Annotated in this window: 11 protein-coding genes and 1 riboswitch; of the genes, 5 read left to right on the top strand and 6 right to left on the bottom strand. The window is 43.3% G+C overall.

Annotation, left to right across the window (positions count from 1 at the left end; genetic code table 11):
• Positions 1 to 110: 110 nt before the first annotated feature.
• From ACN6MY_RS05035 to pepF, 4 genes are all read right to left on the bottom strand, one after another.
• Positions 111 to 1,142, bottom strand: coding sequence for an ABC transporter permease (locus tag ACN6MY_RS05035; RefSeq protein WP_419883006.1), 1,032 nt, complete (start codon positions 1,140 to 1,142; stop codon positions 111 to 113).
• Positions 1,111 to 2,649 (bottom strand): sugar ABC transporter ATP-binding protein, encoded by a 1,539-nt coding sequence (locus ACN6MY_RS05030; RefSeq protein WP_419883005.1) that lies wholly within the window; start codon positions 2,647 to 2,649, stop codon positions 1,111 to 1,113. The genes ACN6MY_RS05035 and ACN6MY_RS05030 overlap by 32 nt, the downstream gene beginning before the upstream one ends.
• 46 nt (positions 2,650 to 2,695) lie before the next feature.
• Positions 2,696 to 3,769, bottom strand: coding sequence for a sugar ABC transporter substrate-binding protein (locus ACN6MY_RS05025; protein WP_419883004.1), 1,074 nt, complete (start codon positions 3,767 to 3,769; stop codon positions 2,696 to 2,698).
• A gap of 387 nt (positions 3,770 to 4,156) precedes the next feature.
• Positions 4,157 to 4,316, bottom strand: a riboswitch (SAM riboswitch).
• A gap of 121 nt (positions 4,317 to 4,437) precedes the next feature.
• Positions 4,438 to 6,249, bottom strand: coding sequence for an oligoendopeptidase F (gene pepF / locus ACN6MY_RS05020; protein ID WP_419883003.1), 1,812 nt, complete (start codon positions 6,247 to 6,249; stop codon positions 4,438 to 4,440).
• A gap of 710 nt (positions 6,250 to 6,959) precedes the next feature.
• On the opposite strand from pepF, the gene ACN6MY_RS05015 reads away from it, so the two are divergent.
• Positions 6,960 to 7,094 carry a hypothetical protein gene (locus ACN6MY_RS05015; RefSeq protein WP_419883002.1) on the top strand — a complete coding sequence of 45 codons (135 nt, stop codon included), beginning with the start codon at positions 6,960 to 6,962 and terminating at the stop codon, positions 7,092 to 7,094.
• 3 nt (positions 7,095 to 7,097) lie between these two features.
• The gene (locus ACN6MY_RS05010) at positions 7,098 to 8,366 is read left to right on the top strand and encodes a glycoside-pentoside-hexuronide (GPH):cation symporter (RefSeq protein ID WP_419884076.1); all 1,269 of its coding nucleotides are present in this window, start codon (positions 7,098 to 7,100) and stop codon (positions 8,364 to 8,366) included.
• Between the two features lie 139 nt (positions 8,367 to 8,505).
• Here ACN6MY_RS05010 and ACN6MY_RS05005 read toward each other — a convergent pair whose 3' ends face one another.
• Complete coding sequence (locus ACN6MY_RS05005; protein ID WP_419883001.1) at positions 8,506 to 9,705, bottom strand: MFS transporter; 1,200 nt, start codon at positions 9,703 to 9,705, stop codon at positions 8,506 to 8,508.
• A gap of 197 nt (positions 9,706 to 9,902) precedes the next feature.
• On the opposite strand from ACN6MY_RS05005, the gene ACN6MY_RS05000 reads away from it, so the two are divergent.
• From ACN6MY_RS05000 to ACN6MY_RS04990, 3 genes are all read left to right on the top strand, one after another.
• Entirely contained in the window at positions 9,903 to 10,352 is a 450-nt protein-coding gene (locus ACN6MY_RS05000; protein WP_419883000.1) for a MerR family transcriptional regulator, read from the top strand.
• 410 nt (positions 10,353 to 10,762) lie between these two features.
• On the top strand, positions 10,763 to 12,586 hold the full coding sequence (gene asnB, locus ACN6MY_RS04995) for an asparagine synthase (glutamine-hydrolyzing) (protein ID WP_419882999.1): 1,824 nt from the start codon (positions 10,763 to 10,765) through the stop codon (positions 12,584 to 12,586).
• Between the two features lie 105 nt (positions 12,587 to 12,691).
• Positions 12,692 to 13,627 carry an aldo/keto reductase gene (locus ACN6MY_RS04990; protein ID WP_419882998.1) on the top strand — a complete coding sequence of 312 codons (936 nt, stop codon included), beginning with the start codon at positions 12,692 to 12,694 and terminating at the stop codon, positions 13,625 to 13,627.
• Between the two features lie 69 nt (positions 13,628 to 13,696).
• Here ACN6MY_RS04990 and ACN6MY_RS04985 read toward each other — a convergent pair whose 3' ends face one another.
• A complete protein-coding gene (locus tag ACN6MY_RS04985) occupies positions 13,697 to 14,185 on the bottom strand; it encodes a YbaK/EbsC family protein (protein WP_419882997.1) in 489 nt (162 codons plus the stop codon).
• Positions 14,186 to 14,240: the final 55 nt, after the last annotated feature.

The raw sequence follows: 14,240 nt of genomic DNA, 5'->3' as shown, positions 1-14,240 counted from the left end.
AGCAAGTGAAGGTTTGAGAGGAGTACTCAGAGAATACCATGGCTAAAAATTCGCCAAATTAAAAGACGATGCCGAAAGCGGCATCGCCTCATCCTGGTCTGTCTGTATAGTCAGCTCGCCTTTTTCACGGGCTGCTGAATCCGTTTTTTCCTCAGGCTTCCGCCCCTTTTTCCCACATGGATATATGTTACAGCCAGAGCAAGTACAAGAACCGTACCTTTCACAATTTCAAATGCGTAATAAGGAAGGTTCAGCATGGTTAAACCGTTTAACAAAACACCTATCAAAGCAGCCCCGAAAAAGGTGCCAAGCGCATTCGGCTTGCCTGCGCCAAGAACAGAAAAGCCGACAAATACTGCTGCAACAGCTTCCATAAGCATGGATGAACCTGCATCGATTTGCCCTGATCCAACACGTGCGGCAAAAAGGATCCCTGCCAATGAAGCAAATATTCCGGAAACAATGTAAGAAAGTAGCTTCACTTTATTGACATTAATGCCAGACAGGCGCGCCGCTTCTGCATTGCCGCCTGTCATATACAAGATCCTGCCCCATCTGGTATGGGTGAGAATAATAAACACAGCTGCCACAAAAACCAGCATGATGATAACAGGAACAGGAACGCCTCCCAGCTCTCCCTGTCCTACCCACAGAAAGCTTTTATAAAATTCGCCTGGCGCTTTTCCTCCTGTTGTCATTTCCATATGGCTGTATATAGAGTATCCCTCTGTATACGTCCGGTGAAAGCCTGAAACAATATACATGACTCCAAGTGTTGCAAGAAGATCCGGAATCCTGATTTTCACTATCAGCAAGGCATTGAATAGCCCAACGAGCACACCAGTAATGATTGGAAGGATGATAACGAGCCAAAGGGGAAGCTGAAACCATACCATGAGCGACGAGGTCAAAACTGTAGACAAGCTCATCGTCGAGCCGACAGATAAATCAAAGCCATCCACAATCAGCGTAAATGTGACTCCTAAAGCAAGCAGTGTGACAATGGATATGGACCTCAGAATATCCGATATATTTCCGTAAGAAAGAAATGCCCCATTCACCAAGCTAAAATAAATTAATATCAGCACCATTAAAAGGATGGCTCCATATTTAAATAAAAACCCGATGAATTTCCCGCTCATTTCCATCTTCCTTTCCTCCGCTTGCATACAGCAGGATTTCCTCCTGTGTCGCCTCAGCCGCTGTTAGTTCCTTCACAATGGCTCCATCATACATAACCAGAAGCCGATCAGATACCGCAAGAATTTCAGTAATGTCACATGAGAAGTAAAGAACTCCCTTTCCGCTGCCGGTCAGGCGGTGTATGAGCTGAAAAATATCCTTTTTTGCTCCTATATCCACTCCCTTGGCAGGCTCATCAAACAGATAAATTTCTGCCTGTCCGGACATCCACTTTCCGATAGCTACCTTTTGCTGATTTCCGCCGCTTAAGTTCATTACGGGAGTTTGGCTGCTATGCGTTTTTATTCCAAGTGCATCAATCATTTCTTCTGTATATTTTTGTTCCGCCTTTTTCTTTAAAAATGAATAGTTCGAGAATTTCTTCAGATGCGGAAAAGTGATATTTGCCTGGACAGATTCCCCGATAAACAGCCCCTCTTTCCGCCTTTCTTCCGGTACAAGGGCAAGGCCAGCCTTAATTGCTTGCGAGGGATGCTTAAATCTAAAACGTTCCCCGTGTACAAGGACCTCTCCGCTCTTCCAGGGAGTTAGTCCAAACAGAGCTTTGGCCAGTTCTGTCTTCCCTGCCCCGACAAGACCCACCACACCGACCACTTCTCCTTTTGAAACAGAGAAAGAAATATCTCTAAGCATCTCATCATCGTCCAAATGCCTGACCTCAAACAGCACATCTCCTATTTTGCTCCCGGATCTTAATAGCTCCATACTCAGCTGGCTGCCGAGCATCTTGTCTACCACTTGCTGCTGGGTGATTTCCGGGGCAAGGAAAGTCCCTGCCGCTTCTCCGTCCCTCATCACCGTAATGCGGTCACAAATTTCAAAAACCTCCGGGAGCCGGTGGGAGATAAAAATACTTGCTACCCCCCGCTTCTTCAGCTTCTGGATGATTTCAAATAAATGCCGTGTTTCTTCAAGCGAAAGAGGGGCTGTTGGCTCATCAAAAATAATGATTTTTGCCTCCCTGACCAGGGCCCGTGCTATCAGGACCATTTGTTTTTCTGCGAGGGTGAGAGCAGACGCCGGCTTATCGGGTGAAATCCCCCCTGCATGAAGCTGAATCAGCGCGTCATGTGCCTGCTTGAGCATCTTTTTCCTTGATACAAACCATTTTCTTTCCGTGGAGAATGAATCCAGCAAAATATTTTCAGCAACTGACAATTGCGGAACAATGGCTGTGTCCACCTCCTGGTAAACGCAATGAATCCCACATTCCTTGGCTTCCTTGGGAGAGCGGAAGTTGACGGTTCTTCCGTCCAATACTATCTCACCGCTGTCCTCAGTGAACACCCCTGAAAGAATTTTAATCAGTGTGCTTTTGCCGGCACCATTTGCTCCGAGCAGCGCATGTACTTCACCTGCTCTCAGCTCGAATTTTGCCTTTTTCAAGGCCTTCACTTGGCCGAATGATTTCGAAATGCTTTTCATCTCCAGCAATTTAGCACTCAATTTATTCTCCCCCTTTCATCAGTCCGCGACTGGGCTTTACATTTCTTTACTTCCCATTTTCCAGGTCTTTGAGTTTTTCTGTATATCCCTGCTCGCTGTGTCCCCAGCCTTTTACATATTTATTGAGCTCTGCTGTCGTAATTTGTTCTGCAGGCAATTCTTCTTTGGTGACGAACACCGGATTTAACTTCACTTTATCAGGCGCGGATCCGGAGCTGAGTTTTTGATAAGCATAACGAACCTGGATTCTTCCGATATCCTTTGGATCAACTGCAGCCGAAGCCACCCATGGGCTGTTTTTATCCTGGATCATTTGAAGATCTTCATCACTCATATCGATTCCATAAACCTTGATATCCGTTCTGCCCGCCTGTTTAATGGCCCGCACCGCCCCTTTGGCAAATTCATCCCAAGCAGCCCATACCGCTGTGATTTGCCCTTTTTTAGGATACTGTTTTAAAATAGCTTCCATTTGCGATTGGGTGTCAAGAGCCGTATTTTGAGTAGCTGCTCCAAAAGCAGAAACCTCTTTTATTCCTGTATTTTTGGCTAAAAAGTCTTTATAGGCAATCTGCCTTCTTTCCATCGGCGCAAATCCCGCAACCCAAATTTTCACGATATTGGCTTTGCCTCCGGAATCCTTGGCCAATTTTTCAAGCGTAGCCTTTGCCATCTGCTGATCCCCTTGCTCAAGAACTGTTACACCCGGTACATTGACTTCAGCATCGAATGCGATAACGGGAATTTTTTTAGCAATGGCCTTTTTCACGCCGTCTGTTAGTGCTTCTTTTGTGCCGTGGTCAATCAAAATGGCATCAAAGCCCTGGTTAATCGCTGCATCAACATTAGAGGACATCTTTGCAAGGTCTCCATCAGAAGTGAATACTGTAACCTTCCCTCCAAATTTTGCAGCCTGCTCCTTCACACCATCAATATATTGTGCAGAAAAAGTACCAAGATTCTGCTGCATAATAAGTGCCACTTTCTTATTTGCAAGCGGATTTTTATCACTTGCTTTTGAATCAGCGGTTGCTTGCTTTCCTACGTGCGGCTGGCACCCTGCCAGCAGCATAATAATAAAAATTAAAGCCATTGATGATTTCCATATATATTTCTTCATTGATTTCTCTCCCTCATAATATTTGAGATTTTCTGACTCCTGGAATTTTCCTTTCAGCTGTATTCCCTCCTGTTTTCCATTTTTAAAGGCTGTTTTTTTAAAGATTGTTGTTTTTTAATGAGTTCTGTGAGGCGAACGCATTGTTCAACCAGGTTGATTGAAGCGTAAGGTGCGAGACTCCTGCTTAGATTTGCGGAAAGGTGAGACCCCGCAGGCGCAGCAGAGGTGGCTCACCGCCCTCCCCGCGGAAAGCCTGGATTATCCAAACTGCTCCCGGAAGCTGCGCGCCTGAATACGGTGACAGGCCAGATTAAACAGAGCCAAAAAATAAAAGCCCCTTTCTGTAAAAGAAAGAGGCTTGAAGAATACAAAAATAGATCTTCTAACCTCTTATCTCTCAGAAAGAATGATCTTTCTGCTGGAATTAGCACCGTGCCCTCTGGTATAAATACCGGCGCATTTTATCACGCGCCCCGTCTCACAACGGAATTACAGTCGGTTGCTGGGCATCATCGGGCCAAATCCCTCCGCCTACTCTGGATAAGAGTTTTAAAGCAAAACATTATTCAATTTTTTTCCTGTGGTGAATATACCATCATCCGATTCTTAATGCAATAGTTTTTAGAAAAATCTTTATTGTCAATAAACTAAAGTCAAGCTTTTGCACATCATTCATATAAAGCAATTAATTCATCAACAAGGGAGCCAACATAGGAAACTGCCTGTTTGATGCATTCCGGCTTCGACATATCTACTCCAGCATGCTTCAGAAGTTCTAGCGGTTTTTTTGTTCCGCCCGCACGCAGGACTTCCAGCCACCTGTCAACAGCCGGCTGGCCCTCCTCCTGGATCATTTGGGCAGCTGCTGTGGATGCGGTCAATCCTGCGGAGTAGGTATACGGATATAAACCCATATAATAATGGGGCTGGCGCATCCAGGTTAAGCTTGCATCTTCATCTATTTCTACAGCATCTCCCCAAAAGCCGGCAAGGACGCTCCCTTTTATTTCAGACAAAGTTTTTGCAGTTAAGGGGTGCCCACTTTCAGCATGCATGTATACTCTTCGCTGATATTCTCCCTCGAGCAAATGTGTCACAAAATTGTGGTAATAGGTTCCAAGCAGCTGCAGGATTATCCAGCGTCTCATCTGTTTATCTTCGGTTTTAGCAAGGAGATGCTTCGCCAAAAGAAGCTCATTTAGTGTAGACGGGGCTTCAACAAAATAAGTTGACGGCCTTGTATTGAATAGCCGCTGATTTTTGTTAGCCAGGTAAAAATGTCCGGCATGGCCCAATTCATGTGCTAATACAAATGCTCCGCGCATTGTATCCTGCCAGGTAATTAAAATATATGGATGAACTCCATACGGGCTTGAACAGAAAGCCCCAGTTCCTTTGCCGACATTGTCGGTACGGTCGACCCATCTTTCTGTCAGCCCTTTTCTCATGATTTCACTATACTCGGGTCCCATTACCTTTAGGGCTTCAAGAATGACAACGCACGCATCTTCATACGTTGTAGCTGGATTAAATTCAGGATCAAGCGGCGCTTTCAAATCACAGAAAAGCATCTTATCAAGCCCCATCACCTTTTTCTTGAGCTGAGCGTAGCGGCGCATATGGGGAGCCAGCTCGCTCTGGATGATATCGAGCTGATTATTATACATGCCAACTGTTACCTGCTGGGGCTCAAGCAGCATTTGCGTGACAGATTCATAGCTGCGCAGCCGCGAAAGTGCAACCTGCTTTGAAACCTCTGCCGAATATGCTTGGGCAAAGGTATTTTTATATTGTTTTAATGTATTCACAAATGATCCGTATGCTTTCCTGCGAAGATCCGTATCTGGTGAGAATTCATAGCGGTCTTCATATAAAGAAAAAGAAACCGCATATTCATTTCCCTCCCCATCATGTATTGGCTGAAACTGCATATCGGCCAATTTGCCCATTTCATATACTTTATAAGGTGAGCTGTGCACATCTCCTAATGCAGCAAGAGCCTTCTCTGTTTCTGGAGAAAGCTTATGCTTTTTCGTCTCCAGCAGTTCTAATAAATTCTTCTCAAAGACCCTAAGGTTTGGTTCTGAAGCTATGTATTCTCTTAAGTCTGACTCTGGCAATTCAAGAATTTCAGAATCAATAAATGAAAGGGCAGCATTCACCTTAGTCATCAGCGCAGAAAATTGTGCATAATCTGCCTGATTGACAGAATCTGTTCCATCTGCCGATCTTCTCAATGATGCATATGTTCCTGCCCTGGTCAATTTCATATGAAGCTGTTCCCGAAGCTCCAAGCATTGCACAAGCTTATCCCCGTCATTTAGCTTCCCCTGAAATTCACATAGTGCTGGAATTTCCAGATTAATATTCTCTAATTGTGTTTTCCAGTCTTCTCTGGAAGAAAATAAATCCTCAAGATTCCAGGTCTGCTCCACAAGTACTTCAGAACGGAAAAGCCGTTTTTCCATTGTTTTTTCCATCAATGTCTCCCCCAATAAAAACTTAGTGACTTCTCAACTAAATGTTATCAGAAAATTTAACCAAATCACAATATTTATTTTTGCACAATCAAGCTTTCTGTTTTTCAGCTTCCACATGTGGACAAAATCGGTACTGAGCTCTAATTAAGCAGGAAACTTCCTTCAGGAATTGTTAGCTATTTATTAGTTCTGAAGTATTGGCAGAGGAGAATTCCAGGAGTGATTCACATTAGCTATGATAGGCAGCCCTCTGATATAACTGGAGTGCATCCTATTCAGGGGGAGAATCAGGAGAGAAAACACAAAAAAATGCAGCCGGCTTTTGAAGGGAGGCCGGCTGCATCTCAATGAATAAAAAGAAAACAATCACCGCAATATGATTGCTCCCTATCCCATTATAAGAAATTTGTCGAATTATGTCGATGGTAAATATTCCTCAAATTTAACTAGGTCCCATTTCCCGTACTCGACATTCTATTTTTGTGCTAATTTTTCTTAATTCAGGTATTCCAGGCATTTGCACTTTCCGACTTGTCGCATTTCACACTTTCAGGCATTTTGTCGGATAAGGAAGAATTATCTTGTTTATAGAATAATTGGCCTGGGTAAAAAAGCCGAAAAATAGAGGCTAACATGCAAACTTGCCCATCATCCAATGAAAAGCCGTTTGCCTCAAGATATAAGAAAATTCCGGAGAAGGTGGAATAAGAATGATGAGCAAAAATTCAGCTACCGAGCAAGGCAATCAGAAACTCAATCACGATAAATTAAAGCTAAAAGAAAAAATTGCTTATGGGATTGGAGATGTCGGCAACAACTTTTTACTGGATATGGGCCAGATTTGATTTATTTGCTTAAATTTTACACTAGGACTGCCCTCTGCTGTAGCTGCCTTTGTATTCCTGATCTCAAAAATTTGGGACGCTATAGCTGATATTACTGTAGGAACATGGATAGATAATCGCCGAAATATCGGGCCTAAAGGCAAGTTCCGGCCATTTATCCTATATACTGCTGTTCCCTTGGCCCTGATTGCCGTCGTCAACTTCATAAATCCGGATTTTTCAATAACCGGCAAAACCATTTGGGCTTATGCATCTTATATGGCTTTTGGAACCATTTACAGTATTTCTAATATTCCTTTCGGCTCTATGATACCTGCCATGACAAAGGATCCTGGAGAACGCGCAGAATTGGCTTCGTTTAGGCAAGCCGGCTCCAATCTGGGACTGCTGATTTCCACGGTAGGCTTTATGCCTCTAGTGCTGAGCATTCATAATGAATCTATTGGCTACCCAATTGCAGTTGCAGTTTTTGCAATCGCCGGTGTTTTGCTGCAGATGTATTGCTATGCCAACATTAAAGAGAGATTTGTGGAACATAAACCAAAAGAAACAAAAGTGCCATTAAGAGAAAGCTATAAAGGTCTCTTTAAAAATACCCCGCTTTTGATTTTGTGCCTGGTCAACTTGTTTACCTTCTCTGCATTTAATGTAAAGCTTGCCGTACAGGTTTATTATTGCCAATATGTCCTTAATAAAATTTCTATCGTACCATATATGGGATTCTTCAGTATTGGGTGCGTGTTCATTGGTGTAGCATTCGTTCCCTTTCTTGTCAGGAAGATCGGCAAAAAGTATACATACATGCTTGGTGCCGCCATTTGGGCGGCTGGCGATGCTCTTGCATACATGCTGGCAAAGGATGCTGTCTTATTTATCATATTTGCCTGCTTGGCTTTCTTTGGAAGCTCTTTTATAAACAGCCTGAACTGGGCTCTTGTATCTGATGCTGTAGAATATGGAGAATGGAAGACCGGAAGAAGATCAGAAGGTGTCGTATACTCTTTCTTTACCTTCTTCCGCAAGCTGTCACAGGCCATCGCAGGGTTCATACCAGGCATGGTTTTAGGAATGGTCGGGTATGTGCCGAATGCCGTTCAAAGTGCAGGCGTTATTTCCGGAATTAAAGGATTGATGTTTATCTATCCGGGTGTTCTGGCCCTGGCTACCTTCATTGTCATGGGTGTTTTTTATAAGCTCTCTGATAATAAATATAATGAAATTGTAGCAGAACTGGACACCCGAAAAAAAAACATTGAATGGGAACTTCTCTAAATCAGCCGTAACACTCGGAAAACATGAAATTACTCCTCTCTCATAGGGGTCAGGCTGTTCGTCCCTTTCTTTAACCAAAAAAATAGCCTGCTCCCATAAAGGGAGCAGGCTATTTTCACTCGTTCAGCATATGCACAAATTAATGGCCGCTTATCTTATCCACGTGCTGGATATGTTTACGCCCAAATGCTACAACCAGCATCGCAAGAAAGACAAATCCTGCTCCTGTTATAAATGGAACATGCGGGTTATAGGATTCAGCAAGCTTATTTGCCAGCCAAGGACCAATCGCACCGCCAATGAAGCGGACAAAGCTATATGCTGCCGATGCAGTCGCTCTCTCTACTGGTGCCACCTGCATGACCGCTGTTGTAATAAGCGTATTGTTAGTGCCCAGGAAAAGACCTGCCACAATAACACAAATAATTACGATTGAAGAAGAATTCGTCCAAATGCCCATAGATAAAAGTGTTAATGCAAATAATATCAGCATCATACACATGGACTTGATGGTCCCGAATTTCGCTTGAAGCTTTGGTGCCACAAAAACGGAGGTGATGGCAAGGCATAATCCCCATCCAAGGAATACATACCCTAAGCCATGTTCATCCAAGTGCATAACAAATGGAGCGAATGCCATTAAAGTGAAGAATCCGATATTATAAAGAAAAGCGGTTAGCCCAAGTCTTAATAATCCTGGATATTTTAAAGCTTTAATAGGATCCAGGATGGAGCCTTTAACCTTTGGCTTCTCAACCTGCGGCATTTTCAGCAGCAAGGCCAAAAAGGCAACCACCATCAAAACGCTGACTCCAAAGAAGGGACCCCTCCATGATATTGAGCCAAGTTCCCCTCCTAATAACGGTCCTACTGATATGCCAAGGCCTATCGCAGCTTCGTACAGAACTATAGCCTTAGCAGTTCCGCCCAGCGCAAGTCCTACAATGGCTGATAGTGCGGTAGCAATAAATAGGGAATTTCCCAGGCCCCAGCCTCCGCGGAATCCGACAATCTGCCAAATTCCATGTGATGACCCCGCCAAAGCAGAAAAGCAAATTGTAAACAAAATGCCTGTCAGCAAGGTCCATTTGATTCCAATTCTGCTTGAGACTACACCAGTAATCAGCATGGCTACCCCCGTAATCAAGTTATAGCTGGAAAACAAAAGTGACACCTGACTTGGTGATGCATGAAGCTTTTCAGCAATCGCCGGCAAAATGGGATCGACCAGGCCAAGTCCCATAAAAGAAATAATCGCAGCTGCAAAGATCACCCAAACAACAAGCGGCTGTTTAACCTGCTGATTTTGGGCAGTGAGTAATTCTTCTCGTTTGCTCATATGGTATATCTGACTCCTTTATTCAGTTTTTTAAAAGTGCAGAAACAAAAATGTAAAATCCAATAATAATCCAATTATATTCCTCTTTAACCTTAACGTCAACGTCACATTTATGAGATTATTGGTTTATGGTATGATGAAAGAAAGATGAACAATTAACATCCTGCACAGAGGATGTAATATAGGAGCGTACACATATGGATGGAATGAAGATTGACGATGTGGCAAAAAGAAGCGGACTGACGAAGCGAACAATCCGGTATTACGAACAAATAGGGCTTCTGCCCTCCCCTCCAAGAACAGAAGGCGGTACACGGTTATATACTCAGGACCATATTGACTTCCTGGAAAAAATCACGAACGCCAAAGAAGTTATGGGTTTTTCCCTGCTGGAGCTTCAGCAATTCATCGCTTTAAGCGACACACTTGAGCTTCAAAGAATAAATTACAGGCAAGTAAAGGGCACTGATGAACAAACAGAAAAATTGAGAATGGTACTGCAGACCGTTGAAGAAAAACTGGAGCTGATTGAACAAAAGAAAAAAAAAATGCTAGCAGTCGAGGAAGAGCTGATTTCATTAAGAGACCGAGCTAAAGAAGCCCTGGTCCTATTTGGTGAACAAAAGAATTCTGAAGGCCAACAGTAAGTCTCACGTCACCTTAAATTTTCAGAATCAGCTTTTCTGGGTATTTTCGGGGTTATTCATTATTCCATAATACATTGAAAACATAATAAAGAGGGTTTTCATACCTAAGACTTCTTTTTTAAGTTCTTATGGCAATAAACAAACTATTGAAACCAAGCCGCAGGTCATCCTTGCTTAATGCAGTCTCTTTCCTCATTAAGTGAATGGGACTATCTTAGGATTTTTTCAAATATAAGACTGAAAAGGTTGAATTCCCCCAATAATGCCCATACGATAAAACATGGATCTGGTTTTTCATAATGGCCGATGTGCCGTGACGGTCAATCTCTTCAAGATTGGCATAACTAAAATGTAACGTTAACGTAAAGGTTATATTCTACTTATCACACTCACAGAAAGAGGGAATAAGCATGTGCGGAATAGCAGGATGGGTTAATTGGCAGGAAAATCTCTCAGAACAGAAAGAAATCCTTAAAAAGATGACAGATTCAATCATTCACAGGGGTCCAGACGCAGACGGATATTTCATGTCAGATAAGGCTGCTTTAGGACACCGCAGGCTGATTGTCATTGATCCAGATGGCGGGCAGCAGCCTATGTTATATCACAAAAGCAGTTATACGATTGCGCTGACATATAACGGTGAGCTATACAATTATCAGGAACTGCGGAAAGAGCTTGAAGAGAAAGGACATATATTCAGCACTGCATCTGATACCGAAGTGCTGCTTCACTCTTATCTGGAATGGCAGGAAGACTGCCTCAGCCGCCTTAATGGCATCTTTGCCTTTGGGATTTGGGATGAAGAAAAAGACCAGCTGCTGCTTGGCCGTGATCATCTAGGTGTGAAACCCCTGTTTTATACACAAGTTGGCGACTCTATCGTTTTTGGATCTGAAATAAAGGTTCTTCTCTCACACCCTGAAGTAGAGACAAAAGTAAATGCTGAGGGGCTTGCAGAGATTTTTGCACTTGGCCCGATGCGTACACCAGGCAATGGGGTCTTCAAAAACATTAAAGAGGTTCGTGCCGGCCACTGCATTACTTTTAATTCAGACGGTTCAAAAAATCAGCGCTACTGGCAGCTCGAAAGCAAACTTCATAATGATGATGTAAAGCAAACAGAAGAAAAAATAAGGAACCTTCTGAGAGATACTGTTCATAAGCAGCTTGTTTCAGATGTCCCTCTTGTTTCCATGCTATCCGGCGGGTTGGATTCATCCGGATTAACAGCTCTTGCTGGCACGGAATATAAAAAAGAAGGAAAAACGCTCCATACCTACTCTATCGATTTCGTAAATAATGATAAAGACTTTGAAGAAGACTTCCTGAGGCGTGATCTGGATGAGCCTTGGGTAAAAAAGGTTGCTGAATATGTCGGAACCGATCATCATTCCATTGTTTTTGGCGCAGATAAATTAATCGAGAATTTGCTGGTTCCCATGCGTGCGCGTGACCTGCCTGGCGTCGGAGAACTCGAAACATCTCTTTACCTTTTATTTACTGAGATGAAAAAAGAAGCGACGGTCGCTCTTTCCGGTGAGTCTGCTGATGAAGTTTTTTCTGGTTATCCATGGTTTCATCAGGAGGAATTCCTGGACGCTGATGTTTTCCCGTGGCTTTTGAATCTTGGCTATTTAACCAATATCCTTTCACCTGAAATGAAGCAAAAAATAAAGCCGGAAGAATACCGGAGAAAGCGGTTCCAGGAAGCATTGGATGAAGTGCCATTCCTCGAAGGAGAAACGGGCATGCAAAGAAAACAGCGTCAAATGTCCTATATGTTCATCACCCGCTTCCTGCCATTTATGCTTGACCGCAAGGACCGGGCCAGCATGATGACTGGATTTGAAGTGCGTGTTCCCTTTTGTGATTACAGGCTCGTCGAATATTTATGGAATGTGCCTTATGAAGTAAAAAGCATTGATAATATTGAAAAAGGGATACTCCGCCGTGCCTTCGGGGGTATATTGCCGGATGATGTGCGCAACAGGAGAAAAAGTGCTTATCCAAGCACCAAGGACCAAGCCTATTTAAATGGCATATCAAACCTGATGCTTCATGTGTTAGATGACCCAGAGTCGCCAATCCTCCCATTGATTGATAGAGCAGAAGTCAGGCTCGTTGCAGAAGGAAAAAGCGAACAAATAACTGGCACGGCGGCTAGAGGGCTACTAGATTATCTCCTGCAAATTAATGCCTGGCTGAAGGAATATCATATTGTTATAGAATAAGCTGCTATAAAAAAAAAACACATTCTTCTGAATTCCATCATTTTTGTTTTTCGGCTTAACTTGTTATGATACTTATATGTCTAATATAAGGAGATGAAGTAAATCATGGCTGATCAAAAAAGACGTATTGGAAAGACAGATTTGTATGTAAATCCGATTGGGTTAGGAACAAATGCAGTGGGCGGGCATAATATTTATCCGAATTTAAATGAAGAAACAGGCAAAGAAGTTGTCCGCAATGCATTGGACCATGGAATCAACTTCCTGGATACGGCCTTTATATACGGACCGGAGCGCTCAGAGGAACTAATCGGCGAGGTTCTCAAGGAAAGGGGAAGCCGTGATCAGGTTGTTATTGCAACAAAAGGCGCCCATAGATTTGAGGATGGCAAGGTAGTCATAGATAACTCTCCTGCATTCTTGAAGGAATCTGTCGAAAGCAGCCTAAAAAGGCTTCAGACAGATTATATTGACTTATTTTATATTCATTTCCCAGATGAAAACACGCCTAAGGATGAAGCAGTAGGTGCTTTAAAAGAATTGAAGGATGCTGGCAAAATCCGTTCGATCGGAGTATCCAATTTTTCTTTGGAACAGTTAAAGCAGGCAAATAAAGATGGATATGTAGATGTTCTGCAATCAGAATATAACCTGTTTAAACGCGGTGCAGAAAAGGACACGCTGCCTTATACTTCACAGAATAACATTTCCTTTGTTCCTTATTTCCCGCTTGCTGCAGGTCTTTTAGGAGGCAAATATACTAAAGATACCAAATTTGACGATGGCCGCGCGAAGAACCCAATGTTCCAAGGAGAAGCATTTGAACGGAATTTGGCAAAAGTCGAAGAGGTCCGCAAGATCGCCGACGCCAAGCATGCTGAAGTAGCAAATGTTGTGCTTGCCTGGTATCTTCACCAGGATTCAATTGACGCCTTAATACCAGGCGCCAAAGTGCCTGAGCAGGTTGTCAGAAACCTTGGGACGCTTGATGTGCACTTAACTCCACAGGAAGTTGAAAAAATCAGCAGTATTTTTAGATAACGCATTTCACAGAAAAGGACCAAGCACTGGCTTGTCCTTTTCTTTTTTTCAGGGAATGACTGCGGGATGTTAGATATTAGAGACCTGCTCCTGCGGTTTGCATATATCCACCCAATCCTTTGCCCCGGAAATTTGAAAAAGTTCTTCATTTGCGAGCTCGATGGCCGAGTTAGAGCTCCCGCATGCTGGAAACAGGGTGTTAAACTCCTTAACGGAAATATCGATGAAAACATCACAATCATTTTTAAGCCCAAACGGACAGACACCGCCTACCTCATGGCCTGTTTGTTCCAGCACTTCTACAGGAGAAAGAAACCGTGCTTTAAACCCAAATGTCTTCTTGAACTTCTTATTATCAATTTTTGTATTTCCTGCAGATACAATCAGAAGAGCCCTTTCCCCCTCCCCCCTGAAGGATAAGGTTTTGGCAATTCTAGCTGGTTCCACTCCAAGAGCAGCAGCTGCCAATTCCACTGTAGCACTAGACTGGTCAAACTCCAGGATATCCCCTTCCCTCCCAAGCTTCCTAAAATGAGATTTAACACTATCAATAGTCAATATCATTACCCCCGATCAGTTTTTTCCCCAGAGACGCCCACCTCATGGCAGCCTT

Origin of the sequence: Peribacillus sp. B-H-3 (genome assembly GCF_048572925.1) — a bacterium.
Classification (GTDB): Bacteria; Bacillota; Bacilli; order Bacillales; family DSM-1321; genus Peribacillus.
The sequence above is the reverse complement of the archived record's forward strand: the minus strand, read 5'-3'. Positions and strand labels throughout refer to the sequence as shown.

Coding starts and splice junctions, on each gene's coding strand:
- ACN6MY_RS05015 (WP_419883002.1), top strand. CDS start 6,960: ATGATGAGCAAAAATTCAGCTACCGAGCAAGGCAATCAGAAACTCAAT.
- ACN6MY_RS05035 (WP_419883006.1), bottom strand. CDS start 1,142: ATGAGCGGGAAATTCATCGGGTTTTTATTTAAATATGGAGCCATCCTT.
- ACN6MY_RS05000 (WP_419883000.1), top strand. CDS start 9,903: ATGGATGGAATGAAGATTGACGATGTGGCAAAAAGAAGCGGACTGACG.
- asnB (WP_419882999.1), top strand. CDS start 10,763: ATGTGCGGAATAGCAGGATGGGTTAATTGGCAGGAAAATCTCTCAGAA.
- ACN6MY_RS05025 (WP_419883004.1), bottom strand. CDS start 3,769: ATGAAGAAATATATATGGAAATCATCAATGGCTTTAATTTTTATTATT.
- ACN6MY_RS04990 (WP_419882998.1), top strand. CDS start 12,692: ATGGCTGATCAAAAAAGACGTATTGGAAAGACAGATTTGTATGTAAAT.
- pepF (WP_419883003.1), bottom strand. CDS start 6,249: ATGGAAAAAACAATGGAAAAACGGCTTTTCCGTTCTGAAGTACTTGTG.
- ACN6MY_RS05005 (WP_419883001.1), bottom strand. CDS start 9,705: ATGAGCAAACGAGAAGAATTACTCACTGCCCAAAATCAGCAGGTTAAA.